The following is a 25,526-nucleotide window of genomic DNA, read 5'->3' on the forward strand; positions in this document are numbered from 1 at the left end:
CTCACCTTGCGCACTCCGTGCGCCACGCCACACGCCCGCAAGAGTGTACGGGTAACGCCTGAGAAAGTGGTGTGCGAGGTTGCGTGCCGGTGTGTACGGTGCGTCCGGCTAGGCTTTCGGGGGAATGCGACCGCTAGAGAGGGGTGCGGAGTGCTCGTCACCGGCTTTCCGGCCGATGCCTTCGGCACCAACTGCTACGTCGTGGCCGCGGGCCCGGGCGAGCAGTGCGTGGTGGTCGACCCCGGCGTCGGCGTGCTGAACCGGCTCGACGAGGTGCTCGCGCAGCACCGGCTGCACCCGGCCGCGGTGCTGCTGACCCACGGCCACCTCGACCACACCTTCTCCGTCGCGCCGGTCTGCGGCGCCCGGGGCATCACCGCGTACGTGCACCCCGCCGATCGTGAGCTGCTGGCCGACCCCGGCAAGGGCCTCGGGGTGAGCCTGGACGAGCTGTTCGGCGGCCGGTTCACCTATGCCGAGCCGGAGGACGTCGCCGAGCTGACCGACGGCGCCACGCTGAGCCTCGCCGGTCTGGAGATCACCGTCGACCATGCGCCCGGCCATACCGGCGGGTCGGTGCTGTTCCGGCTGCCCGGCGCGGGCACGTCGTGGGAGGCGGAGCAGATCTGCCTCTCCGGCGATGTGCTCTTCGCCGGCTCCATCGGACGCACCGACCTGCCGGGCGGCAACACCGAGACGATGCTGACCAGCTTGCGGGAGAAGATCCTGCCGCTGGCCGACGACACCGTCGTGCTGCCCGGCCACGGACCCGAGACGACGATCGGCCGCGAGCGCTCGGTCAACCCGTATCTGCGGGAGCTGACCGGAGCGCCCAGCCGAGGCCTCTAGACCCTCGCTAGGAGAACCGCACCATGAGCAAGCCCACGCCCCTCTCCGGGTTCCCGGAATGGCTACCCGCCCAGCGGATGATCGAACAGAACGTCATCGCGAGGATCCGCGACACCTTCGAGCTGTACGGCTTCGCGCCGCTGGAGACCCGCGCCGTCGAGCCGCTGGACCAGCTGCTGCGCAAGGGGGAGACCTCCAAGGAGGTGTACGTCCTGCGCCGCCTGCAGGAGGATCCCGCGTCCGGAGGCGGCGACGACGCCCTCGGCCTGCACTTCGATCTGACCGTACCGTTCGCCCGCTTCGTCCTGGAGAACAGCGGCAAGCTGCAGTTCCCGTTCCGGCGCTACCAGATCCAGAAGGTGTGGCGCGGCGAGCGCCCGCAGGAGGGCCGCTATCGCGAGTTCCTCCAGGCCGACATCGACGTGGTGGACCGGGACACGCTGCCGTTCCACTACGACACCGAGATGCCCCTGGTCATCGGCGACGCGTTCCGGTCCCTGCCCATCCCGCCGGCCACGATCCTGGTGAACAACCGCAAGGTGTGCGAGGGCTTCTACCGCGGGCTCGGCCTGGAGGATCCGGACCAGGTGCTGCGTACCGTGGACAAGCTCGACAAGATCGGCCCGGAGAAGGTCGCCGCCCTGCTGGTGGAGACGGCGGGCGCCACCGACGCTCAGGCCGCCGCCTGTCTGAAGCTGGCGGAGATCGCGGCGGAGGACGCGTCCTTCGTGGACGCCGTGCGGGCACTGGGGGTCGACAACGCGTTGCTCGACGAGGGCCTGGACGAGCTGGTCCGCGTCGTCGACACCGCCGCCGAGCACGCGCCGGGACTGATCCGCGCCGAGCTCAAGATCGCCCGCGGGCTCGACTACTACACCGGTACGGTCTACGAGACGCAGCTGCGCGGATACGAGCGCTTCGGCTCGATCTGCTCCGGCGGCCGGTACGAGAACCTCGCGTCCTCGGGCACCGAGCGCTTCCCCGGCGTGGGCATCTCGATCGGCGTGTCCCGGATGCTCGGCCTGCTGTTCGGCCACAACGCGCTCACCGTCTCGCGAAGCGTGCCGACATGCGTCGTGGTCGCACTGCCCAATGAGGACCTGCGGGGGCGCTGCGACCGGATCGCTCAGGCGTTGCGGGCGCGGCGGATCAGCACGGAGGTCGCGCCGTCGGCGGCCAAGTTCGGCAAGCAGATCCGCTTCGCCGAGCGGCGCGGCATCCCGTACGTCTGGTTCCCGGGCGCGGACGGGGAGCCGGACACCATCAAGGACATCCGGTCGGGGGAGCAGGTCGAGGCGGATGCCGCGACGTGGACGCCGCCGGCGGACGACCTGCACTCGCTGATCGCCGCGGAGTAGCCGCGAGCAGGCGCCCGCCGCCGGATTGCGGCGACGGTCAGTGCGGCGTGGTGGTGGTCGGCGAGTTTGCCGGCGGCCAGCACCACGCCGCGCTGTTGCTTCAGCCGGCTGACGCAGCGTTCTGCCACGCTGCGCTGTCGTCCGTCCCAGGAGCCGAGTTCGGAAGTGCGGCTTGATCGGAACCCACATGTCACCCGGGCGTCCGGCCAGAGAACCATCTCCGAATGTTAAGTCTACTTGACGTCAAGGAGACTTAACGTCAGGATTGACGCATGACGATGACCGCGGCGTCCGGGGGACGCATCGCCATGACGGAGCGCATCGCACGCTGGGCGCTCGACCCGGATGGCGACATGTACGGCGACGAGCGGGAGCGGCTGCGCTGGTACGAGGGCATCTCCACTGCCGCCGGCATCCAGTGGCTGGCCGTGCCGTGGGCCGCCGCCGTCGGGGTCTGGATCTACGGTCGGCCCGTCGTCGCCGCGCTGACTGCGGTCCTGCTGGTGATGTACGTGCCCTGCGTACTGTGCACCGCCTACGTTCGCCGGCGGCGCGTGGACACCACACCCAGGAGCTGGTCGCGCAAGCGAATCCTCGTGACCCTTTTGAGCGTCCTGCCGTATCTGCTCTTCACCTTCGGCGCCGCGCACGCCATGGACAGCGACGGCTCTGCCACGGCCGGCGCCGGCGTGGGTTTGGTCATCGGCGGTGGACTGGCTGCCCTGTGGTGGGTCTTCCAGAGGAGCCGGCGCCGTCGGCAGGAGGCTGCCGGACTCCAGGACGCCGACTGATGGCTCCTCCGGCCGGCCCTGTGCGGTCGAGTACACACGACGGGGCAGCCGGTGCACGCATACGCAGCATCCGCCGAGAGGGCGGTCTCACCCAGCAGGATCTCGCGACTGCCGTACAGGTCAGCAGGCAGACGGTCATCGCGATGGAGACGGGAGACTACGCCCCATCGGTGTACCTCGCCCTCAAGGTCGCGAGAACCCTCGGGGTGACAGTCGAAGAGCTGTGGGGGGCGTCAGCGTCCTGAGCCGGTGGCCGCCACGGGGGCGGCCAATGCTCGAGATCTGCCCGGGTCCGTCGGTTTCGCGGTCTCCGTTCCGGCCGCGCCTCCGGTTGCGCGCCGCACTTCCTAGGCGCCCGGCACCTCGAAGATCATGCAGCTGGAGGTGGCGTGCGCGACCAGCCGGCCGGCGCTGTCGGTCATCCGGGCCTCGGCCAGGGCCGTGCGCCGGCCTCGCTGCAGCACCGAGCCGGTCGTCTGCAGGCGGCCGGACTCCACCGTCACCGGGCGCAGGAACTTCACGGTCAGGTCGAGGCTGGTGTAGCCGACCCCGGCCGGCAGCGTCGAGTGCACGGAGCAGGCGGCGGCGGTGTCCAGCAGCGTGGAGAGCACGCCGCCGTGCACCGTGCCGAGCGGGTTGTAGTGGAACTCCTGCGGGTCGAGGTAGACCGTCACGCTGCCCTCGGCCACGTCCATGCCGGCCATGTCGAGCAGGTGCATGACCGGGGGAGCGGGCAGCTCGCCGGCCGCCATGGCCCGGAGCAGCTCGAGGCCGGACCGGTGCCCGAGCAGGCTCGCGTGCAGGGCGGGATCGGTCCACTCGAAGGTCCGCGAGCGAGCTCCGGTCTGAGTCTGTGTCATAGACGCAGGCTGTCACCCGCTTGCTGCGTCTGTCAACGAGACCTAGCCTCTAGGGTTATGAGCCCCGCCACAACGCGTCCCGAGGCCCTGGACTGGTCCATGGAGACCTGCACGATCGGCCGCGCCATGGCCGTGCTCGGCGAGAAGTGGACGTTCGTGGTGCTGCGCGAGGTGTTCAACGGCGTCCGGCGCTTCGCCGACATGCGCGAGCACACCGGCATGCCCCGGCAGGTGCTGACCCACCGGCTGGCGTCGCTCGTGGAGCACGGCGTGCTGCGCCGTGAGCCCTACCAGGAGCCCGGCGCACGGGTGCGCCACGAGTACCGCCTGACCCGCAAGGGCTTCGACCTCTACCCGGTCCTGGTCGCGGTGAAGGAGTGGGGCGACCGCTACCTCGCCGAGCCGGAGGGCCCGCCGCTGATCATGACGCACCGGGACTGCGGCGCCGAGATCCGCACCGAGCTGCACTGCGCGGACGGCCACCCGGTGGCGGAGAACCGCGAAGTCGTGCCCCGTCCCGGGCCGGGAGCCCGCCGCCGGTGAGCCCCGGTCCACCGGTGCGCTGATTAGCCAGATGTTTCGGATTTGTTCCGTTTAACCTCATAGCTGAGCCGCTTTCCCCGCAGCGCCTTCCCGGCCCCACGGCCGGCGACGGGCCGCCGCAACGCCCCCGGCGACCCCGCCGGCGACGGATCCGTAGCAGCGGCGCGCGGAGGAGGTGGAACGTGGCGGCCCGGTTGCTGATCATCGGCGGCGCCGAGCGCCACGGTACCGGCGGGACGGCCATCCTGCGCCGCTTCGTCGAGATGGCCGGTGGGCCCGCCGCCGACATCGTGATCATCGCGACGGCCAGCGGCGAGCCGGACGTCCTCGAGGCGGAGTACGCGCAGCTCTTCACCGGGCTGGGCGCCGGCAAGGTCCGCGGCCTGCGGATCGCGAGCCGGGCCGAGGCCAACGAGCCTGCGGTCGTACCGGCCCTCGCGACCGCCACCGGCGTGTTCTTCACCGGTGGCGACCAGACCCGGCTGACCACCGTCCTCGGCGGCACCCTCACCGACTCCGCCCTGCAGCGGCTCGTGCAGGGCGGCAGCATCGTGCTCGGCGGCACCAGCGCCGGCGCCGCCATGATGTCCGGGACGATGATCCTCGGCGGCGCCGCCCCCGGTGTGACCAGGGCCGCGGTGCGTACCGGCCCGGGCCTCGAGTTCCTGCCCGGGGTGGTCATCGACATGCACTTCGCCGAGCGGGGCCGGCTCAACCGGCTGCTCACCGCCATCGCGCTCTACCCGCACGAACTCGGCCTCGGCATCGACGAGGACACCGCGATCCTCGCCGCCGACGACCGCTTCGAGGTGATCGGCTCGGGCGCCGTCACGGTCGTCGACGCCGGTGGTGCCACCGACATCCGGGTGCCCGCCCAAGGACCCATCGCGCTGACCGGCGCGCGCATCCACGTGCTTCCCGCGGGGAGCACTTTCGAACTGTCCAGCCGCCGCCCCTCCATCGCGGACGGGGCAGCCGGGGAACGGGGAGCCGCACGATGAAGATCCTCAGCCTGCGTCACCTGCGCGGCCCCAACGTCCACCTGTCCCGGCCCGCCGTGGTGGCCCGGCTCCGTCTCGACGACCTCACCGGGCGGGAGACCAGCGACATCGCGGGCTTCCCCGAGCGGTTGCTGCGGGCGCTGCCGGGGCTGGCCGAGCACCACTGCGCGGCCGGCGTCCCGGGCGGCTTCGTGAGCCGGATGCGCGGCGGCACCTACTTCGGGCACGTCACCGAGCACGTGATGATCGAGCTGTCGCAGCGGATCGGGCGGGACGTCAGCTTCGGGCGTACCGTATCGGCCGGCGAGCCCGGGCTCTACGACCTGATCGTGGAATGCCCGCGGGACGAGTCGCCGGATTCGACCCTGCCGGCCCGGCTGCTGGAGGCGGCCGTCGACCTGGTGACCCGGGTGGCCGCCGGAGCCTGTGTCACCGCGGCCGAGCTGCGGGAACCCCTCACCGTGCTGAGTGCGCTGGCCGAGCGGGAGGCCACCGGCCCCAGCACGACGGCGATCATCACCGCGGCCCGGCGTCGCGGCATCCCGGTCGAACGGTACGGCGACCTGAGCCTGCTGCGTCTCGGCTGGGGCACCCGCCGCCGGCTGGCGTGGGCGGCGATGACCGACCGGACCGGCGGGGTGGGCATCGACATCGCCGCCGACAAGCAGGTCACCCGCCGGCTGCTGACCGACGCCGGCATCCCGGTCGCGCCCGGCGGCGCGGCGCGTGGACCCGAGGAAGCCGTACGCCTGCTCGCCGAGCTGGGCGCGCCCGTCGTGGTCAAGCCGCGGTGCGGGCGCCAGGGCGAGCACGTGGCGCTGAACCTGCGTACCCGGGAAGAGGTCGAAGCCGCCTGCGCGGCCGCCGGCGGCGACGTGGTCGTGGAGCGGCAGCTGCCGGGGCGTGACTACCGGGTCCTGGTCGTGGCGGGTGAGGTGGTCGCCGTCGCCGAGCGGATCGCGGCACACGTCGTGGGCGACGGCGAGAGCACGATCGCGGAGCTCGTGGACCGTACGAACGCCGACCCGAGGCGCGGCGAGGGCCACTCGCGGGTGCTGACCCGGATCACCCTCGACGACCTCACCGACGCGGTGCTGGCCCGCCAGGACTGCACCCTCGACACCGTGCCCGCCGCCGGGATGACCGTCTGGCTGCGCGACAACGCCAACCTCTCGTCCGGCGGTACCGGCCGCGACGTCACCGACCGCCTGCATCCCGATGTGGCACGGCTCTGCCTGCGGGTTGCCGGGCTGGTCGGGCTCGACATCGCCGGCATCGACCTGCGGCTGCCGGACATCGCGGCCCCTGTCCCGCCCACCGGCGACCCCGACGAGATCACCGCCGGCGTCATCGAGGTGAACGCCGTACCCGGGCTGCGGATGCACCTCGCGCCGGTTCAGGGCCGCTCCCGCGACGTGGGCGACGCGATCGTGCGTGCCATGTTCCCCGGTGGCTCCGACGGGCGCATCCCGGTCGCCGCGGTCACCGGGACCAACGGCAAGACGTCGGTCGCCCGGATGGCGGCCTACCTGCTCTCGGGCAGCGGCCTGCGGGTCGGGCTGACCACCACCGACGGGGTCTCGCTGGACGGCCGGACGGTCTACCGCGGCGACGCCACCGGCCCGCGCTCGGCCCAGATGGTGCTCGGGGACCCGCTGGTCCAGGCGGCGGTCCTGGAGACCGCCCGCGGCGGCACGCTCCGTCGTGGACTCGGGTACGACTGGAGCGACGTCGGCGTGGTCACGAACATCACCGCCGACCACCTGGGCCAGGACGGGCTGGAGTCGATCGAGGACATCGCCCACGTCAAGGCGCTGGTGGCCGAGCGGGTCCGCGACGGCGGCACGCTCGTGCTCAACGCCGACGACCCCTGGGTGCGCAGCCTGGCCGAGCGGCCCCGGGTACGCGCGGACCGCAAGCGCGTCGTGTGGGTGGGCGCCGACCCGCATCAGCCGGTGCTCGCGCATCACCTCGCCCGGGGCGGTTCGGCGTACCTGCTGCAGGACGGCTGGCTGGTGCAGGCGACCGGGGCGCGCCGTACGCCGTTGCTGCGGGTCGCCGAGGTGCCCGGGACGTTCGGAGGCGCGGCGCCGTACGCGGCCGTCAACGCCCTCGCCGCGATCGCCGCCGCCCGCGCGATGGGCGCGCCCTCCGACCTGGTTACCGAGCGCCTGCTGGACTTCGACCCGCGGGTGCACAACCCCGGCCGGGGCACCGTGCTGCGGCTGCGCGACGTCACGCTGTTCGTCGACTACGCCCACAACCCGGCGGCGCTCGCTGCGGTGCTGCGTACCCTCGAACGCCTCTACGGCCGCGACCGCTGTGTCGCGGCGGTGACGCTGCCGGGTGACCGCCGCGACGACCTGCTGGCCGCGTCGGCGCAGGTGATCGCGGACGGCGTGACCCGCGCGGTGCTCTACGACGACGAGGATCTTCGCGGCCGCGAGCCCGGTGAGGTCTCCGCCCTGGTCGAGCGCGAGATGCGCGGCCGTCGGCCGAATCTGCGCGCGGTACGCGCGGACTGCTACCGGACGGCGGTGGACGAGGCGCTGCGCCTGGCCGCGCCCGGCGACGTGGTGCTGGTCCTCTACGAGAAGCTGACGCCGATGCTGACCCACCTCGAGGAGCTGGGCGCCGTGCCGGTCGCGGCGCCGCCGGTCGGTGGTCTGCGTCCCGCACCGGTCCGGCTCGCCGGCATCACGCGGCCCGGGGTCCTCGATCCCGCCGCGGGGTGAGCTGACCCGGTTTGTCCCACGTTTCGGTGAGCGTGACCAACAAAGCATGATCGTTGGCCAACATTCATCCGATCGGGCAGGGTGACCCAGGTCATTGCCTTTCGGCAAGGAAGGGCGAGCACCGTGCGTGAGCAAGGCTCACGAACGGTCCAATGTCACCGCAGCGTGATGCAAGAGCCACTGCACGTGCAGAATCCCTTGTAGATGCGCCCCCATCGGGGGATACCCGCAAGTTCCGACGAAAGTGGGCAATAACCGCGCCGACCGCCCACCACGATCATCTATCCGCTCGTGACCAGGGCTTTCGTTCGCGCGTACCGATGCACACCGCTGGCGCATGGCGCGAAACGGACCGTGACGAGCCGCAGGTCATCCGCGCCCTCGATCAGTCGAGACAGAGGCCGGATGTCGGCTACGATCCTCGCCGTCGATGGGGAACGCCCGGTCCGAACGGCGGACCGGGAACCGTCCCGGCACCTGGACACATGGCGGTGTGCTTCCGGTGTTCATCCGATCGCGCATGTGGGGGCACATGAGCACGACGGACCTGCCCGGTTCGAGTCTGCTGGCCGGTCGCTACCGACTGGTCGAGCGGCTCGGCGCCGGCGGGATGTCAGTGGTGTGGAGGGGCTTCGACGAGGTCCTCGGGCGGCAGGTGGCGGTCAAGGTGCTGCCCCCGTCGACGAGCGCCGATCCCTCCTTCAGGCGGCGCCTGCGCGCGGAGGCCCAGGCCGCCGCGCGTCTCAGCCACCCGCACATCACCAACGTGTACGACTACGGCGAGGCCACCACCGTCGACGGCGAGCCGGTCCCGTACGTCGTGATGGAACTGGTCGACGGCGAGTCCCTCGCGGCCGTCCTGGCCCGCGTCCGGCGCCTGCCCTGGCCGGCGGCCGTACGCATCTGCTCGGAGGTCTCCGCGGCCCTGGCCGCCGCGCACGCCCGCGGCATCGTGCACCGCGACGTGACCCCGGCCAACGTCATGCTGACGCCGGCGGGCGCCAAGGTCGTCGACTTCGGCATCTCGGCCCTCATCGGCGAGAACGACATCGACCCCGACGGCAGCCTGCTCGGCACCCCGGCCTACCTCGCGCCGGAGCGCCTCGAGGGCGGCCAGGTCAGCCCGGCCACCGACGTGTACGCCGTCGGCCTGCTGATCTACCGCACCCTCATCGGCCAGCTCCCGTGGGACGTCGGCACCACGACCGCGCTGCTGCGCGCCCACCAGTACACCGAGCCCGAGCCCATGCCGCCGGTCGAGGGCCTGCCGTCCGCCGTGTCGGCGCTGATCGCCCGGTGCCTGGAGAAGCGACCCTCGGACCGGCCGTCGAGCGCCGAGCTGGCCCACGTGCTGGGCACCGTGTCGGCCGGGGTGCCGGCGGCGCGCGCGTTCGTGCCGGACTGGGCGGACAACGGCGAGGACACGACGATTCTGCCGTCGGCGCGGTCGTACACCGACGGCCTCGGCCGGCTTCGGCCCGGTCACGCTCGCGTGGCCGATTCCGCGCCGCCCGGCCGCGGGGTCGCTTCGGTCCCGGGTACGGCTGGTGGTGCCGCGGCGGCGGGTGGCCTTTCAGCCGCCGGTGGATCGGCCGCCGGTGGGCTTGCCGCGGCCGGTGGTCACGCGGCAGGTGGCCTGGCGGCGGCTGGTCATGCGGCTCCTGACTACGCGGCGCGCGGCCATGCCGCGCCTGGTGGGGTCGCCGCGGGTGGCTACGCTGCGGCGGCCGGTGGCGGCGCGTCCGTTGCGGAGATGTCGCCGGAGGCTGACGCCCCGGTCTCGCCCGCACCCGGGAGCCCGGCCCACGCGGTGTCGGTCGACGAGGTCGAAGCCGCAGTCGGTGCGGCCGCGCAGCCGGTCGCGAACAGCGCACCCTCCGTCCCGCTCGCGCCGCCGCAGCGCGGTGGACGCAACAGCCGCTTCGGACCGGTTCCGCCCGCGGCGCCGGTGCCCTCCGGCCTGGCCGGTCCCGGCGCCGGTACCCACGGCCCGGCCGGTTCGGACGGCAGTGGCGACGACGCTCCTGCGCTCCGCTCCGCGCTCGGTGCGGGTCCGGCCGGACCGCCGGCACGGGCCGACGAGGCCGGTGCGCCACCGTCCCGCGCGGCCGGCGTGCCGCCCCTCCAGCGCCCGCCGGGAGCGCCGCCCGCCGGTGCCACCCGGCCCGGCGGCCGGGCGGGCACGACCAAGCGCCGAGCACTGATCATCGCCGCCGGCTCGGCCGCGCTGGTCGTCGGCGGCGGCGCCTGGGCCCTCGCCCAGGGCGACAACTCTGCGCGTACGGTCGTTCCCGACGCCGTCGGCACCCAGCCGGCGCAGCTGGTCGGGGCCAACAAGTGCGTGGTCAGCTACGCGGTCTGGTCAGACGACGGCGGCCGGTTCAAGGCGGCCGTCACGATCGCCAACCGCGACATCAAGGCGGTCCGCAACTGGAAGCTCTGGTTCCTCATGCCGGGCGACCAAGTGGTTTCCGGCAACGGCAAGCTGAAGCTCGACCAGCAGGCCCGCGCCGTCACCGTGGACACCGGCCGCACACTGAACCCGCAGGCGACCGAGACCATGCAGTTCACCGGCCGCTACAAGGCCAGCAACGCCGCTCCGATGGTGTTCCAGCTCGACGGGCAGACCTGCGAGACGTTCGTGTCGCCCAAGCCCGGTGAGCCGTCACGCCCGGTCGAGCGCCTGAGCAACGGCACGGTACGCCTCGGCCCGGTGCCCACCCGCGACACCCCGCTGCCCGGCATATCCATCGACCCGAGCGGCGTGGTCGTGCCGGTGCCCGTGAAGCCGGGTACGGGCAGCGCGCCCCCCGGCTCGCCCCCGCCGACGTCGGGCCCGCCCGCCATCGACCCGCCGCCGAACACCGACGACCAGGACGACGACGACCCGCCGGCGCCCGAGCCTCCGACGACGCCGCCGTCGTCCTCGGCGAGCCCGAGCACCGATCAGAGCACCGGCACCAACTCGCCGCCGCCCGTGGACACGACGTCACCGGACCCCGTGGACCAGGATTCGCCGCCCGCGAACTTCGGGTAACGGCGTCGGCCGCGTTCCGCGGAGCGGGACAGCCACCGTCAGAATCTGGACAGAACACGCTTTTACGCCAGGCGGTCGACCGGAGTACCGGTCGGCCGCCTGGGCGCGCGTTAGAGTCGAAACGGATGCCGCAGGCATATTCGTCCCCGGCAGGGACGCGCCGCCCCGGATGGACGGGGCGGTCGCCGGAGACGTGCGAAGCGGAAAAATGCATTCCGCCCCGGCGTGCCTGCGGGCCGGCGCCGCGCTCGTGAGGAAGATGGTTGATACCGGTCCGCAACCTGAGCGGGACCGGCCCGCACCGCCGCGAGCGTTAGCTGGATCTCGAGCAAGTCGTCGTACATCGGGGAGTCCGACATGATCAGCACCGTTCAGGAACTGGCTGCGGAGGCATTGTTCGTCTCCCACCTCCAGCCGTCCGAGTGCCCGAGCCGCAAGGCGGTGGAAGAGGCGGTCACCGCCATGATCCTGCGCCACGGCAGCGACGGGTGCGCGGCGGGCGTCGCGGAGGAGTTCGGCGACCACCCCGAGGTGGCGGTCCGCCGGATGCACTGGGTCCGTGAGGAACTCAGCAACGTGATGGCGGCTCAGCGCAGCCCGCACTTCGCCAGCTGATTCGCAGCCGTAAAGACCGGTCCCGGTGTTACAGGGGCCATCGGCGCGGGCGGTATGTCCTGCGCCACGCGCCGCGGGGGATGCCCGGGCCATAACGACCGCCGCGGGCGATGCCCGCGCCATTAAGGGACCGCCTTGGCCTATGTCGCGCCATTGAGCGACTGCCCTGAGCTAGATCGCGCCGTGCCGCGACTGCCCTGAGCTAGATCGCGCCGTGCCGCGACTGCCCTGAGCTAGATCGCGCCGTGCCGCGACTGCCCTGAGCTAGATCGCGCCGTGCAGCGACTGCCCTGAGCTAGATCGCGCCGTGCAGCGACCGCCCTGAGCTAGGCCGCGCGCGGGAGCGATCGCCGTCGGTTCGCGTCAAGCATGACCGCCATCGGCAGGCCCTGCGTCCCATGATCGCCATGTGTGACGGCCTTCCCACTCCATGACTCCGATGAGGCCCGCGCTCAGGAAACTGTTTCGGGCTGGGTTTGCGCCGTCCTGCGCAGGGCAATTTGACCGTATTGCTCCGGGCCTGCCCGGCACGCCGCGACGCCTTGCTTGCGGGCCGAGCCGAGTGTCGGCCGAGGAGAGCGCCGAGCCGCTCGTCGGCCGACTCGAGCAGACGACCGGTCAAGCCGCTCGCCGGCCGGGCCGTCCGTCGGCTGGGCCGTCCGTCGGCTGGGCCGTCCGTCGGCTGGGCCGTCCGTCGGCTGGGCCGCTCGCCCGCCGGCTAGGCCGTCGGCCGGCTGGGCCGCTCGGCCGCCGACTGGCCCGTCGGCCGGCTGGGCCGCTTGTCGGCCGCCCGCGGGCCGCTCGCGGGCTGGGCCGTCCGTCGGCTGAGCCGCTCGCCCGCCGGGGCCGCCGGCGCCAGAACCCTGCACCGAGGGCGGGAACGCCTCCCAGCACCTGAGCCTTTTCATGAAAAAACTCCATAAAAGCAACCGAGTTCGGCCACCACTGCACCCGTAGGCCGCAAATGTCTTCCTCATCGGCCGGTTCACCTACCGGCCCTGTACGAGCGAGGAGGACCACGTGACCGCCACGACCGAACTCCCCGCCGCCATCGGCACGACCCACGACGCGCCGTCCGCGCGCGACATCGAGGACCTCGTCCGCGAACACATGCCGATGGTGGGCCATCTGGTCCGGGAGCTGCTCAACCGCGTGCCCGGCCATGTCCACTCCGACGACTTGTCGTCCGCCGGGTTCGCAGCGCTCCTCGGGGCCGCGCGCTCCTTCGATCCGAGCCGCGGGATTCCCTTTCACCGGTTCGCCGCCGTGCGGATCCGGGGTGCGTTGCTCGACGAGCTGCGAGGGCAGGACTGGGCGAGTCGTTCCGTACGCGCCCGGGCCCGCAAGACCGCGCAGGCTCGTCAGGAGCTCACGGCCGCGCTGGGGCGGACCCCGACCGAGGCCGAGGTTGCCGAGATGCTCGGTATCGGGGTGGCCGAGCTCGCCGCCGTCGAGGACGACGTGCAGAAGGCGGCCCTGTTGAGCCTGCAGGGGTTCCCTACGGGCGCGGCCGAGGAGATGGTGCCGGAGCTCTCCGAGGGGCCCGAGGACCTGCTTCTGAAGCGGGAACGCCTCGGCTATCTGCACCAGGCGATCCAGGCGCTGCCGGAGCGGCTGCGCATGGTCGTCACCCAGTCGTTCCTGCAGGAGCAGCCGCTCAGCGAGGTGGCCGCCGAGCTGGGGGTGACCGAGTCCCGGATCTCCCAGCTGCGCACCGAGGCGTTGCGGCTGCTGCGGGAGGGGCTGAACAGTTCGCTGGCGCCGGAGCTGCTGACGGTGGCCGCGGGGGGCCCGCGTACGCGCAAGGGCTGCCTTCAGCGCCGCCGCACCGAGTATTTCGCCCGGGTGGCGGAGCAGGGCAATCTGCACACCCGGCTGGCGCTGACCGACAGTCACGGCGTACCGATCGCGTTCGCTGCCTGACCCGGGACGGCCGCATGGTCCGCAGTGACCATGCGGCCGTTTCGTCAGGCGAAGACGTCCTGCTGGTAGCGGCCGCCGGCTTCGAGTTCACGCAGCCACTCGTCGGCCTGCTCGGCTGTCCCGCCGGTCCGGCGCCGGTGCAGGGCCATCAGTTCGGCCCGGACCGCCGGAGCCATGAAAGCCCCGTCGCCGCACAGGTAGACGTGGCCGCCGGCCTCGATCAGCTCCCACACCTCGTCCCCGGCGGCGGCCAGCGCGTCCTGGACGAAGCGGTGCGGGTGGTCGGGCACCGCCGAGAACGCCAGGTGCAGGTCCACCACCCCTGACTCGGCCCAGCCGCGCATCTCGTCGGCGTACAGCCAGTCGTGCTGGGGGTGGCGGCAGCCGTAGAAGAGCAGTGACCGGCCGTGGTCCGGTTGCAGCGCCCGTTCCTGGAGGAAGGCGCGCAGCGGGGCGAAGCCCGTGCCCGGTCCGATGAGGATCATCGGGGTGCGGGGGTCGGCCGGCGGCCGGAACGGGGGTGCCGGTACGCGGACATGGCCGTAGATCGTGTCACCGGGCCGCAGCCGTGCCAGGTACTGCGAGCACATTCCGCGGTAGCGGCCGCGGCCGGTCAGGGCGGGCCCGTCCACGAGCCCGACGGTGAGCGTGACCAGGCCGGGGTCCAGCAGCGGCGACGACGAGATCGAGTAGAACCGGGGCTTGATCGTGCCGGCCAGCGACAGGAACACGCCGAACGGCAGCTCGATCGCCGGGAAGCGTTCGAGCAGGCTCAGCACGGACACGCGCTTGGCGAGAATCTCGTCCGCATACGCCTCGTCCGTGTCGCCGGTCCACTGGCGCAGCTGCCCGGTGGTCCACGGGCAGTCGGTGTGCTGCGCGAGCACGGTCAGCTGGTGCCGCGTTGCCGGCTCCTGCAGCTCCACGAACTCGGTGAGCAGCAGTTCCGCCGTCACGGGTACGCCGATCGGCAGCGAGCTCGGGCGGTCGCCGTCCTGGCTCAGCCGGATCACCCGGTCGCGGGGCATGCGCAGGCAGTCGAGCGCCCACGCGACCAGCTCGGGATCGTTCTTCGCGTAGACGGCGAGGTGGTCGCCGGCGTGGTATTCGACGCCCTCGGGCAGGCGTACGGTGACGGCCTTGACGCCCGGGCGCGGTGCCTCGCGGCGGAAGTCCCAGAGCCCGGCGGGGTCGCTGACCAGTTCCTCCACCGAGACCACGGTCATCGGGTACGCCTGTGCCGACACGACCGCGGGCCGCACCTGGTCCTCGCCGAGCACCTCCACCCCGTAGCGCTCGCCCGCCGGGGTGTCGGCGGCGCCGGCGCCGTAGGCCTCCGCCAGGGCGGACCAGAGCCGGTCGAGCCAGGCGGTGGCCATGCCGTCGAAGTCGCCGGCCGCGTCCGTCTCGCCGCGCGGCACGACGGCCGTCGCGCCGGCCGCGGCGAGCGCCGCGTCGACCCGCTTGGGGAATGCCTGGTAGGTCGCCCACTGCGTGTTGCCGTTCCCCAGGACCGCATACCGTACGCCGGTGAGCGCGCCGGCCGGGATCTCGAGGTCGTCGAACCGCCGGGCGTTGTCCGGTGCCTTGCCGTTGTAGCTGGAGGTCACCACCGCCAGCAGGCCGTCGGCGGGCAGGTCGCCGGCCAGCTCGTCGAGGCTCTGCACGGTGGCGTCGAAGCCGGAGCGGCGGGCGCGGTCGGCGAGCTGCTGGGCGAGGTCCTCGGAGGTGCCCAGGTTCGAGCCGTACGCGACGCGCATCCGTACCCCCGCCGCGGCGACCTCGGCCGCCGACGGCACGGACTCGGTCTCCGGGCCGGCCACGACGGACAGCCGCTCGTGTTTCTGCCGGGGCCGCACCCGCAGGGTGAGGCCGTCCGGCTTGATGGTCAGGGTCTGCTTGATGCGCAGCTGGTGGCCCTCCGGGTCGGAGATCGCGAAGCGCTGCAGGATCATCGCGAGGGCCAGCCGCGCCTCGGTGAGCGCGAACTGGCGGCCGATGCAGGCGCGTTCCCCGTTGCCGAACGGCTTGTACGCGTGCGGGTGGTGCGCCGCCTTGCGCTCGGGCAGCCAGCGGTCGATGTCGAAGGCGAGCGGATCGGGCCAGGCCCCCGGGTGGGTGTGCAGGGGTTTGAGCAGCAGCCCCACCTTCTGGTTGCGGGCCACGGGGTACCTGCCGCCGATGACCGTCGCCTCGCGCGCCTTGAGGCCGAAGCCGGGGATGGGGGAGAGCAGGCGCAGCGTCTCGTCGAGGATCCGCGGGATGACGTCCAGCTTCATGATCGTGTCGTACGTCGGCACGGTGTCACCGGGCAGCATCCGGTCCACCTCGGCGTACGCCTGGGCCAGCACGTGCGGGTTGCGCATCAGCAGGTGCAGCGCGAAGGAGAGGGTGCCGCTGGTGGTCTCGTGGCCGGCGATGAGGAACGTCAGCACCTGGTTGCGGATGTTCGCGTCGGACAGCCGGCCGCCGGTGACCGGGTCGGCGGCGTCGAGCATGAGGCCGAGCAGGTCCCGCGAATGCGTGCCGGCGGCGCGGCGCGACCGGATCACCTCGTCGACCAGCTCCTGCATGAGCGCGATGTCGGCCCGGTACGCCGCGTCGGCCTTCTTCTTGAGCCCGGTGATCACGGGCAGCTGCCGGGTGCGGTCCATGGCCTCGGTCAGCGCGCGCCCCATCGCCTGGAGGAACGGGTGCAGCTCGGGCTTCTCGAAGGATCGGAACGCGTGGCCGAACCCGGTCAGCGCGATCGTGTCGAGGGTCAGCCGGGTCATGTCGCCGGTGACGTCGACCTCCGTGCGGTTCTCCCAGTGCCGGACGAGGGCCTGGGCCACCTCGAGCATCTGCGGGTAGTACGCCTTCATCGACCGCTGGCTGAACGCGGGCAGCAGGATCCGGTGCGCCTGCCCCCAGCTCTCCTCGTCCTCGCGGGCGGTGAAGAGGCCGTCGCCGGCGAAGTCGCGGACGTGGATGAGGGGCGGGTCGATCGGCTTGTAGAAGCGGCTCTCGTCGCAAACCTCGGCGACCAGGTCGGGGTCGTAGACCATGAGGACGTGCCGGCCGTTGAAGTTGAGCCGGTAGATGCCGCCCGGGTGCTGCGCGGCGAGGTCGGCGAAGAACCGGTGGGTGCCCTCGACGGGGAGCTGCAGTCCATTGCCGACGATCGGCAGGCCGCGGGGTGCGGGGATGGTGGCGGGCACGTCGCTGTACCTCCTCAGCCATACGGTGTATGGCTGCTACCGTACGTCGTATGGGCGAGCGCGCAAGGCCTCGAGACCTCCGTCTCACCCGTGAACTGATCATGAACACAGCGCTGAACATCGTCGATACGCAGGGTGTCGAGGCGCTGAGCATGCGCAAGCTCGCGGCCGAGCTCGGCGTCAACCCCATGTCGCTTTATCACCATGTGGAGAACAAGGCCGCGGTGCTGAACGGCATCGCGGCGCTGGTGACGGAGGGTGCCCGCGACGTCGAGATGGGGTCCGGCACCTGGCAGGAGAACCTTTACAAACTCGCGTACGAGTTCCGCGAGCTGAGCCTGCGGCACCGCAACCTGGTCCGGCACGCGTTCACCAGCGAGGAGTTCATCCAGCGCGAGGGCCCGATGTGGCACTCGCTGTGCGCCCTGCTGCGCGACGCCGGGCTGCCGGAGGCCGAGGTGCCGAAGGTCGGCGCGGTGGTCGCCGCGCTCATCGGCGGCCTGCTGCTCACCGAGGTCAACGGGACCATGCGCCGCCTGATCGGCGAGGAGGACGCCGACGACACCGGGTTCCACCTGGCCGTATGGCTGCTCATCGACGGCGTGGCCGCCCGGGTCTGAGCCCGTACCCGTGCTTTGATTGCAGCGATCAGGGGGTCCCTTTGTTCCTCAGCCAGCACGAGCAGGAACGGCTGCTCATCCATGTCGCGGCGGACGTGGCCCGGCGGCGGCAGGAGCGCGGCCTGCGCCTCAACCATCCCGAGGCGACCGCGATCATCACGGCGTTCCTGCTCGAGGGTGCCCGCGACGGGCGCACCGTGGCCGAGCTGATGGACGCCGGGCGCCGGGTGCTCACCCGCGACGACGTCATGGAAGGCGTGCCCGAGATGCTCACCGAGGTGCAGGTCGAGGCCACGTTCCCGGACGGCACCAAGCTCGTGACCGTGCACGGGCCGATCTCGTGATCCCGGGGGAGATCCTCGCCGGTGCCGGCGACATCGAGATCAACCCGGGCCGGCCGGTCCGGACCCTGACCGTACGCAACACCGGCGACCGCCCGGTGCAGGTCGGGTCGCACTACCACTTCGCCGAGGCCAACGCCGCCCTCGAGTTCGACCGCGACGCCGCCTGGGGCCATCGCCTGGCCGTGCCGGCGGGCACCTCCGTACGATTCGAGCCCGGCATGCCCCGCGACGTCACGCTGGTGCGGCTGGCCGGCAACCGGATCGTCCCCGGCCTGCGCGGCCTGGCGGGCGGTCCGCTGGACCCGTCCCCGCGCGAGGACATCGAGCCCGCGGGCGCCCTGGACGAGGAGCTGCCGGAGAACGGGAGCGCCCGGTGACCGCGCTGGACCGTGGCCGGTACGCCGCCCTCTACGGCCCCACCGCCGGGGACCGGATCCGGCTCGCCGACACCGACCTGCTCGTGGAGGTCGAGGAGGACCGCAGCGCCGGACCCGTACCGGGCGACGAGGTGGTCTTCGGCGGCGGCAAGGTCATCCGCGAATCCATGGGCCAGTCCCGGGCCAGCCGCGCCGAGGGCAGCCCGGACACCGTGATCACCGGCGCGGTCGTGCTGGACCACTGGGGCATCGTCAAGGCCGACATCGGCATCCGCGACGGCCGGATCGTGGCGCTCGGCAAGGCCGGCAACCCGGACACCATGGACGACGTCCACCCCGATCTCGTGATCGGTCCCGGCACCGAGATCATCGCCGGCAACGGCAAGATCCTCACCGCCGGCGCCGTCGACAGCCACGTGCATCTGATCAGCCCGACGATCCTGAACACCGCGCTCGCGAGCGGCGTCACCACGATCATCGGCGGGGGCACCGGACCGGCCGAGGGCACCAAGGCCACCACGGTCACGCCGAACGCCTGGCACCTCGCCCGGATGCTCGAGGCGCTCGACACCTGGCCGGTCAACGTCCTGCTGCTCGGCAAGGGCAACACGATGAGCGAGGAGTCGCTCTGGGAGCAGCTGCGCGGCGGGGCCGGCGGCTTCAAGCTGCACGAGGACTGGGGCACCACCCCGGCCGTCATCGACGCGGCGCTGCGGGTCGCCGACGCCTCCGGGGTCCAGGTGGCCATCCACACCGACACGCTCAACGAGGCCGGGTTCGTCGAGGAGACCCTGCGCGCCATCGCCGGGCGGTCGATCCACGCGTACCACACCGAGGGGGCGGGCGGCGGGCACGCGCCGGACATCATCACCGTCGCCTCGCATCCCCATGTGCTGCCCTCGTCGACCAACCCGACCCGGCCGTACACGCGCAACACCCTGGCCGAGCACCTCGACATGCTGATGGTCTGCCACCACCTCAACTCGGCGGTGCCCGAGGACCTGGCGTTCGCCGAGAGCCGCATCCGGCCGTCCACCATGGCCGCCGAGGACCTGCTGCACGACCTCGGCGCGATCTCGATGATCGGCTCCGACTCGCAGGCCATGGGGCGCGCCGGCGAGGTGATCATGCGTACCTGGCAGACCGCGCACGTCATGAAGGCCCGCCGCGGCGCCCTGCCCGGCGACGGCGCCGCGGACAACCTGCGGGCCCGGCGTTACGTGGCCAAGTACACGATCAACCCCGCGGTCGCGCACGGCATGGCCGAGCAGATCGGCTCGGTCGAGCCCGGCAAGCTCGCGGACCTCGTGCTCTGGGACCCCGCGTTCTTCGGCGTACGCCCGGCGCTGGTGATCAAGGGCGGCATGATCGCGTACGCGCAGCTGGGCGACGCCAACGCCTCGATCCCCACGCCCCAGCCCGTGCTGCCCCGCCCGATGTTCGGCTCGTACGGGGTGGTGCCGGCGGTGACGTCGCTGGCCTTCGTCGCCCCGGCCGCGATCGACGCGATGCTCGGCGACCGGATCGGCCTCAAGCGGGCCCTGGCCCCGGTGGCGAACACCCGCTCGATCGGCAAGGCGGACCTGCCGCTGAACGACGCGACGCCCCGCATCGAGGTCGAGCCGGACACGTTCACCGTCCGCGTCGACGGGGAGGTCGTCGAGCCGCATCCGGTGGACGAGCTCCCCATGGCCCAGCGCTACCACCTCTTCTGATGTCCCTGGCGACGCTGCTGGTCCTGGCCGACGGGCGGCTTCCCGCCGGCGGCCACGCGCACTCCGGCGGACTCGAGGCAGCCGTGGCCGCGGGACGGGTACGGGACGTCGCCGCGGTGGGGGAATTCCTGCGCGGCCGGCTGCACACCGCCGGGCTGGTTGCTGCCGCCTTCGCCGCCGCAGCCTGCGCCGCCCCGGCGCGATGGGCGGAGCTCGATGCCGGTCTGGACGCCCGGACCCCGGCCCCCGCGCTGCGCCGCGCATCCCGGGCGCAGGGCCGCGCGCTGCTGCGGGCCGGCCGGGCGATGTGGCCCGTGCCGCCGGCCGGCCGCGAGCCGCACCAGCCCGTCGCGCTCGGCATTCTCGCCGCGGTGGCCGGGCTCGGCCCCACCGAGGCCGCGGTCGCCGCGGCGCACGGCACCGTCACCGGCCCGGCGAGCGCGGCGGTCCGGTTGCTCGGCCTCGACCCGTACGCGGTGCACGCCCTGATCGCCCGCCTCGCCCCCGACTGCGACCGGATCGCGGCCGCCGCGGCGGAGCGGATCGACGACCCGGCCGACGACCTGCCGGCCGCGGGAGCGCCCCTGCTCGACATCGGCGCCGAACTGCACGCCACCTGGGAGGTGCGTCTCTTTGCATCCTGACAACCACACCCCGCTCCCCGCCGGGCGCCGGGCGCTGCGGATCGGCATCGGCGGACCCGTCGGCTCGGGCAAGACGGCGCTGGTCGCAGCCCTGTGCCGGGCGCTCGGGGGCGAGCTGCGGCTGGCCGTCGTGACCAACGACATCTACACCACCGAGGACGCCGATTTCCTGCTGCGCAACGGCGTCCTGCCGGCCGAGCGGATCCGCGCCGTCGAGACCGGCTGCTGCCCGCACACCGCGATCCGCGACGACATCTCCGCCAACCTGGACGCGGTCGAGGACCTGGAATCGGCGCTGGGCCCGCTGGACCTGGTGCTGGTGGAGAGCGGCGGCGACAACCTGACGGCCACGTTCAGCAAGGGCCTGATCGACCAGCAGATCTTCGTCGTCGACGTGGCGGGCGGCGACAAGGTGCCGCGCAAGGGCGGCCCCGGGGTGACCACGGCGGACCTGCTGGTCATCAACAAGACCGACCTCGCCCCGCTGGTCGGCGCGGACCTGTCGGTGATGGACCGCGACGCCCGCGCGCGGCGCGGCGACCTGCCCACGGTGTTCCTGTCGCTGACCGAGGACCGGGCGGCCACGCCGGTCGCCCGGTGGATCCGCGAGCTGGTCGCGGTCCGCGCCGGCTGACGCCGATGCGTGCCGAGGCGTCGATCGTCGCGGAAGCGGACGGCACCGGCGGCACCCGGCTCGCCGTCCTGCGCGGTGAGTCGCCGCTGCTGCTGCGCCGCACCGGTGCGCGAACCGGGCGCGGGGCGATCGTCCACCTCGTGGGCGGGGCAGCCGGTCCGTTGCGCGGCGACGATCTGCGCCTGACGATCGCCGTCGGGGCGGGGGCGACGTTGTCGGTACACAGCGTCGCCGCCCAGCTCGCCCTGCCCGGACGGCCCGGGCCTGCGTCGCGGCTCGTCGTCTCCGCGACGGTCGCGCCGGGTGGATCCCTGCTCTGGACGCCCGAGCCGCTGATCGCGGCGGCCGGCTGTGACCACGTCGCCGTCACGGACGTCACGGTGGCCGAGGGTGGCACCCTGGTGTGGCGCGACGACCTCGTCTGCGGCCGGCACGCCGAGGAGTCCGGCGACGTCCGGGCGGACGTGACCATCCGCTACGCCGGCCGAACCCTCTACCGGCATGAGCTGGCCGTGGGCCCGAGCGCGCCGGGCTGGTCCGGCGCGGCGGTGCTGGGCGGCGGCCGGGCGGTCGGTGCGCTGGTGCTCGCCGGCCCGGCGCTGCCCGAGCCGCGTCCGCTCGGCGGCGACGCGATGCTGATGCCGCTGGCCGGACCGGGACTGCTGGCGAGCGCGGTGGGACGGGACATCCGCCAGGTGCGGGCCGCGCTGGATCCGCTGACCGCCCTGGCGGACGCCCCGGCTCCCGGGCCGGATCATTCAACAGGGAACGAGTTCAGCGCCAGGTCGTAGTCCTGCGACCCCTGGGCGCGCTTCACCACGCAGGCGTGGAAGAGAAGGTTGCCCGAGGGCGGAACGACGTGGTCCACGTTCCGCGCGGTGGTCTGGAAGACCAACGTGGGGGCGCTCTGCGACGAAACCGAGAACACCTGCCACGTCAGGCTGGGCTGACCGTTCGTGAAACCGGAGATCTGTACGCCGGGCTGCTGCCCGCCGGGATCCGTCCCGGGCGAGAGCGGCCCGACGCAGACCGTACTGCCGTTGGCGATCGTGCCGAACGATCGCTCCTGCACGAGGGCACTGGCTGCCAGTGCAGGGTGGTCGGCTGCCAAAGCGCCGGCACCCAGCGTCAGGAGGGCCAGGCCCGTCGACACCAATAACTTCATCGGTGCCTCCTTGACTTCGAGAGTGGCGTCGTTCAGCCTCCCAGGTCACTGTCGTGATCGGACGGTCGCGGTTGGCGGCATCCGTCAACTCGGGCACGCGCCCCGGGCCGGCATCACGGTCCGGTGTAGAGGACGGCGTCGATCTCGATGTCGAAGCCGACCAGCGGAACCGGCAGCGTGGTGCGTACGGGAAGGTGCTCGCCCTTGATGTATTGCGGGTAGATCTCGTTCAGCTCCGCGAAGTCGGCGAAGTCGCGCAGGTAGACGCCGACCCGGACGGCCTGGTCGAGGCTCGCACCGGCGGCCTCGGCGGTCGCCGCGAGGTTGCGGAACGCCGCGTGCGTCTGGTCGGCGAAGCTGCCGGTGACCCGGGTGCCGTCCGGCAGGGCCGGGATCGCGCCGGCCAGATAGATCGTGTCGCCGGCGATCACCGCGTGCGAGTACGGGCCGCCCGCCGGGGCCGCCTTGTCGGTCACGATCGCGCGCTTGGGCATGTCAGGTGCTCCTTGTCGTCGGTCTCGGGAACTGCTCCGCCAGGCCGTCCGCGCCCACCAGGGGCGTGGCCAGCACGGCGCGGATGTCCTGCTCGCGGCGGGTGAGGGCGGCGCGCTGGGCGTCCGTCAGCGGGATCCACGGCGGCGAGGGCGCGGGCAGGCGTGCGGGCAGGGGCCGGCCGTCGACGTACGTGGCCTCGTTGATCAGCCGCAGCGGTGCGTGCCGGACCTGCCTATGGGCGTCGACCACCTCGTAGCGTCCCTCCTCGACGCGGAACACCGCGATGTCGGCGGGGACGCCCACGTCGAGGGTGCCGCCGGGCAGGTTCAGGGCACGTGCCGGGTGCACGGTGACGGCGGCGAGGGCGTCGTCCAGCGGCAGCCCGACGGCGACGAGTTTGGCGATCGTCGTGGGCAGGTCGAAGACCGGGCCGTGCACCGAGCGCGCGTGCAGGTCCGTCGAGATCGTGTACGGCGTGAGCCCGATCCCCAGCTGCGCCTCGGCCACCTCGAAGGCGAACCCGCCCGAGCCGTGGCCGATGTCGAACAGCACGCCGCGCTCGTACGCGTCCCGCACCGCCGGCCCCAGCGGCGCCGCGATCCCGCTGGCGCAGTGCGTCACGATGTCACCCGGCCGCAGCAGGCCGAGGACCTCGTCGAGCCCGGGCGGGGTCGTACCGATGTGGACCATGACCGGGATGCCGCAGGTCCCGGCCACGGCCAGCCCGCGCCGCAGCGGTTCGACGCCGTTCGCGCCGACGGTTTCCTGGTCGATGCGCACCTTGATGCCGCGGACCAGGTCCCGGTTGGCGAGCACGGTGTCGACCGCCAGCCCCACGTCGCAGTTGGCGAGGTCGCGGCTCTCGCCGGTGCGCCCGGCGAGCCCCACCGCCGAGACGTTGAGCAGCGCCGGCACGCGTACGCCCACCTGCGACGCCGTCCGGCGCAGCCCGTCGAGCGTGTACGCCCCCGCCGACCCGGCGTCCACCCACGTGGTGACGCCGGTGTACCAGGCGACCGGGTCGGGGTCGATGCCCCAGTACCCGGGCCCGACGTGCGTGTGCAGATCGATCAGCCCCGGCGTGACCAGGCGGCCGGTGACGTCGTGGACGACCGCGCCGGCCAGGCCCGGACCGACCGCCGCGATCCGTCCTCCGTGCACGGCCACGTCGGCGTTCCCGTGGCCGAGCACCCGCCCGCCGGTCAGCACCAGGTCGTACGTCACGGGGTGCCCTCCAGGGCCGCGGTGATCGCCAGGCGGTACAGCCGGGTGGGCCGGCCCTTGCGGTGCACCTGGGAACTGCCGTCGCCCACGGCGAGGTCCGACTCGCTGAGCTTGCGGATCAGCCGGCGTCCGCTCGGGTCGGTGATGCCCAGCGAGCGGGCCAGCTCGCTGGGGGAGACGGGCCGCCCGCCGAGGTTGCGCTCGATGGCGGCGAGGCGGGAGAGCGTCGCCGGGCTCAGCCCCACCCGGCCGGCGAGCGCCTCGATGGTGCCGTGCTCGCGATACGTGAAGGTCAGCGGAGCCCCGGAGGCACCCATCGGACCGATCATCATGCCGTTGTCGGAGATCAGGTACGCGCCCGGATCGGCGTCCTGCTCGGCCCGCGCGGCGGCGCGCTCGGCCAGCGCCACGCACAGCCGGGCGGAGCCGCCGATGCCGAAGCCGGCCACCGCCCGTACGCCCAGGGTGTCCCGGGCCTCCGCCAGCACCGGCAGGCCGACCCAGTGACGGGTGACCGCCTCGAAGAGCGCGGCGTGCGCGAAGACGACGACCCCGCGCCGGCCCCGGGTGTCGATCCACGCGTCGGCGAACTCGGGGGTGTTCAGCAGCAGGTGCAGCAGCCCGACGCGGGCGCGGTCGAGGTCGGCGATCCGGTCCGGCCGGGCGATGAGGAAGACGGCGGCGGCGAAGCGCTGGCCGTCGGCCTTCCTGTTGCGTACGCGCAGCGCCAGCTCGTGCAGGTCGGCGCGGATCGTGCCCGGCGTGGCCAGCGCGTTCAGCACGGCGACCCGCCCGTCGAGGGCGGCGGCCACCCCGGTGCGGACGCTGATCACGTACGGCGCGCCGGTCGCCGCGACCCGCTCGCGGTGGAAGGCGACGACGTCGGCGACCGGCTGCTCCGGGTCGAAGGGCAGGCAGGCGATCGCGTGCCGGTCGAGGTCCAGCGCCGTCGCCACCTCGTCGACGGTCTCCTGCGGGAACGTGTCGATGCTGACGGGGGTCGCCGGCCAGCCGTTGCCCCGGGCCCGCGACCACGCCAGGGCCAGATCCAGCGCGGCCGAGCGGGTCACCGTCACCGGCAGGCCGGCGGGGAGCAGGTCGCGGCAGCGGGCGTACGGGACCAGGCCCAGCAGCAGCCCGTCGAGGTGCGCGGTGGCCAGCAGCTCGGTGACCCGGCTCCGGATCTGGTCCTCGCGCTCGTACGTGGCCCAGGCGAAGGTGACCCCGTTGAGCGTGCGCGTGGCCTGCTCGAACCGGGGCCGGTGACTGGCGTGCAGCACCAGGCCGATCACCATCGCCGCCGCCGGCACGCCGCCTCCCTGCCCCGGACCTATTGGTTCGTAAGTGGTTCGTAGTAGCTTCCATACGATGCGCGACGGCGCTGCGGCGGTCAAGG

The 25,526-nt window shown here is 72.8% G+C and carries 23 protein-coding genes; 17 read left to right on the forward strand and 6 right to left on the reverse strand.

The window, feature by feature from the left end; genetic code table 11:
* The first annotated feature begins 150 nt into the window (after positions 1–150).
* The 4 genes from ACIBO8_RS17560 to ACIBO8_RS17575 all read left to right on the forward strand — a co-directional run bounded on the left by ACIBO8_RS17560 (position 151) and on the right by ACIBO8_RS17575 (position 3,243).
* Positions 151–849 (forward strand): MBL fold metallo-hydrolase, encoded by a 699-nt coding sequence (locus ACIBO8_RS17560; protein WP_396116256.1) that lies wholly within the window; start codon positions 151–153, stop codon positions 847–849.
* 23 nt (positions 850–872) lie between these two features.
* Entirely contained in the window at positions 873–2,207 is a 1,335-nt protein-coding gene (hisS, locus tag ACIBO8_RS17565) for a histidine--tRNA ligase (RefSeq protein ID WP_396116257.1), read from the forward strand.
* A 272-nt stretch (positions 2,208–2,479) separates the two neighbouring features.
* The gene (locus tag ACIBO8_RS17570; RefSeq protein ID WP_396116258.1) at positions 2,480–2,998 is read left to right on the forward strand and encodes a hypothetical protein; all 519 of its coding nucleotides are present in this window, start codon (positions 2,480–2,482) and stop codon (positions 2,996–2,998) included.
* A complete protein-coding gene (locus ACIBO8_RS17575) occupies positions 2,998–3,243 on the forward strand; it encodes a helix-turn-helix transcriptional regulator (RefSeq protein WP_396116259.1) in 246 nt (81 codons plus the stop codon). Before ACIBO8_RS17570 ends, ACIBO8_RS17575 begins: the two co-directional genes overlap by 1 nt.
* 102 nt (positions 3,244–3,345) lie before the next feature.
* On the opposite strand, the gene ACIBO8_RS17580 is transcribed toward ACIBO8_RS17575, so the two are convergent.
* Complete coding sequence (locus ACIBO8_RS17580) at positions 3,346–3,858, reverse strand: PaaI family thioesterase (protein WP_396116260.1); 513 nt, start codon at positions 3,856–3,858, stop codon at positions 3,346–3,348.
* 57 nt (positions 3,859–3,915) lie between these two features.
* Between ACIBO8_RS17580 and ACIBO8_RS17585 the strand changes: the two genes are divergently transcribed.
* The 6 genes from ACIBO8_RS17585 (at position 3,916) to ACIBO8_RS17610 (ending at position 13,712) form a co-directional block, all read left to right on the forward strand.
* Entirely contained in the window at positions 3,916–4,401 is a 486-nt protein-coding gene (locus tag ACIBO8_RS17585) for a winged helix-turn-helix transcriptional regulator (RefSeq protein ID WP_396116261.1), read from the forward strand.
* A 182-nt stretch (positions 4,402–4,583) separates the two neighbouring features.
* Positions 4,584–5,402: a cyanophycinase gene (locus ACIBO8_RS17590; RefSeq protein ID WP_396116262.1), complete on the forward strand. Its 819-nt coding sequence runs from the start codon at positions 4,584–4,586 to the stop codon at positions 5,400–5,402.
* The gene (gene cphA / locus ACIBO8_RS17595; RefSeq protein ID WP_396116263.1) at positions 5,399–8,137 is read left to right on the forward strand and encodes a cyanophycin synthetase; all 2,739 of its coding nucleotides are present in this window, start codon (positions 5,399–5,401) and stop codon (positions 8,135–8,137) included. The genes ACIBO8_RS17590 and cphA overlap by 4 nt, the downstream gene beginning before the upstream one ends.
* 532 nt (positions 8,138–8,669) lie before the next feature.
* Positions 8,670–11,174, forward strand: coding sequence for a protein kinase (locus ACIBO8_RS17600; protein WP_396116264.1), 2,505 nt, complete (start codon positions 8,670–8,672; stop codon positions 11,172–11,174).
* 357 nt (positions 11,175–11,531) lie between these two features.
* Positions 11,532–11,789, forward strand: coding sequence for a hypothetical protein (locus ACIBO8_RS17605; protein WP_396116265.1), 258 nt, complete (start codon positions 11,532–11,534; stop codon positions 11,787–11,789).
* A gap of 1,020 nt (positions 11,790–12,809) precedes the next feature.
* On the forward strand, positions 12,810–13,712 hold the full coding sequence (locus tag ACIBO8_RS17610) for a sigma-70 family RNA polymerase sigma factor (RefSeq protein ID WP_396116266.1): 903 nt from the start codon (positions 12,810–12,812) through the stop codon (positions 13,710–13,712).
* 44 nt (positions 13,713–13,756) lie between these two features.
* Here ACIBO8_RS17610 and ACIBO8_RS17615 read toward each other — a convergent pair whose 3' ends face one another.
* Entirely contained in the window at positions 13,757–16,912 is a 3,156-nt protein-coding gene (locus tag ACIBO8_RS17615) for a bifunctional cytochrome P450/NADPH--P450 reductase (RefSeq protein ID WP_396116267.1), read from the reverse strand.
* A 101-nt stretch (positions 16,913–17,013) separates the two neighbouring features.
* Here ACIBO8_RS17615 and ACIBO8_RS17620 point away from each other — a divergent pair, with 101 nt between their 5' ends.
* From ACIBO8_RS17620 to ACIBO8_RS17650, 7 genes are read left to right on the forward strand one after another with little or no spacing between them, the layout of a single operon-like run.
* Entirely contained in the window at positions 17,014–17,532 is a 519-nt protein-coding gene (locus ACIBO8_RS17620) for a TetR/AcrR family transcriptional regulator (RefSeq protein ID WP_396116268.1), read from the forward strand.
* Between the two features lie 41 nt (positions 17,533–17,573).
* The gene (locus tag ACIBO8_RS17625; protein WP_396116269.1) at positions 17,574–17,876 is read left to right on the forward strand and encodes an urease subunit gamma; all 303 of its coding nucleotides are present in this window, start codon (positions 17,574–17,576) and stop codon (positions 17,874–17,876) included.
* Positions 17,873–18,253 (forward strand): urease subunit beta, encoded by a 381-nt coding sequence (locus tag ACIBO8_RS17630; protein ID WP_396116270.1) that lies wholly within the window; start codon positions 17,873–17,875, stop codon positions 18,251–18,253. The genes ACIBO8_RS17625 and ACIBO8_RS17630 overlap by 4 nt, the downstream gene beginning before the upstream one ends.
* Positions 18,250–19,968 (forward strand): urease subunit alpha, encoded by a 1,719-nt coding sequence (locus tag ACIBO8_RS17635; RefSeq protein ID WP_396116271.1) that lies wholly within the window; start codon positions 18,250–18,252, stop codon positions 19,966–19,968. The genes ACIBO8_RS17630 and ACIBO8_RS17635 overlap by 4 nt, the downstream gene beginning before the upstream one ends.
* Complete coding sequence (locus ACIBO8_RS17640; RefSeq protein WP_396116272.1) at positions 19,968–20,612, forward strand: urease accessory protein UreF; 645 nt, start codon at positions 19,968–19,970, stop codon at positions 20,610–20,612. The genes ACIBO8_RS17635 and ACIBO8_RS17640 overlap by 1 nt, the downstream gene beginning before the upstream one ends.
* Complete coding sequence (ureG, locus tag ACIBO8_RS17645; RefSeq protein WP_396116273.1) at positions 20,602–21,246, forward strand: urease accessory protein UreG; 645 nt, start codon at positions 20,602–20,604, stop codon at positions 21,244–21,246. The genes ACIBO8_RS17640 and ureG overlap by 11 nt, the downstream gene beginning before the upstream one ends.
* A 5-nt stretch (positions 21,247–21,251) precedes the next feature.
* Positions 21,252–22,037, forward strand: coding sequence for an urease accessory protein UreD (locus ACIBO8_RS17650; RefSeq protein WP_396116274.1), 786 nt, complete (start codon positions 21,252–21,254; stop codon positions 22,035–22,037).
* Here ACIBO8_RS17650 and ACIBO8_RS17655 read toward each other — a convergent pair.
* The 4 genes from ACIBO8_RS17655 to ACIBO8_RS17670 all read right to left on the reverse strand — a co-directional run bounded on the left by ACIBO8_RS17655 (position 22,001) and on the right by ACIBO8_RS17670 (position 25,440).
* A complete protein-coding gene (locus ACIBO8_RS17655) occupies positions 22,001–22,411 on the reverse strand; it encodes a hypothetical protein (RefSeq protein ID WP_396116275.1) in 411 nt (136 codons plus the stop codon). The genes ACIBO8_RS17650 and ACIBO8_RS17655 overlap by 37 nt on opposite strands.
* 113 nt (positions 22,412–22,524) lie before the next feature.
* Entirely contained in the window at positions 22,525–22,905 is a 381-nt protein-coding gene (locus ACIBO8_RS17660; protein ID WP_396116276.1) for a RidA family protein, read from the reverse strand.
* A gap of 1 nt (position 22,906) precedes the next feature.
* Entirely contained in the window at positions 22,907–24,130 is a 1,224-nt protein-coding gene (locus ACIBO8_RS17665; RefSeq protein ID WP_396116277.1) for an amidohydrolase family protein, read from the reverse strand.
* Positions 24,127–25,440, reverse strand: a complete 1,314-nt coding sequence (locus tag ACIBO8_RS17670) for a transcriptional regulator (protein ID WP_396116278.1) — start codon at positions 25,438–25,440, stop codon at positions 24,127–24,129. The genes ACIBO8_RS17665 and ACIBO8_RS17670 overlap by 4 nt, the downstream gene beginning before the upstream one ends.
* Positions 25,441–25,526 lie beyond the last annotated feature (86 nt).

Origin of the sequence: Actinoplanes sp. NPDC049681 (assembly GCF_044465265.1) — a bacterium.
Lineage (GTDB): Bacteria > Actinomycetota > Actinomycetes > Mycobacteriales > Micromonosporaceae > Actinoplanes.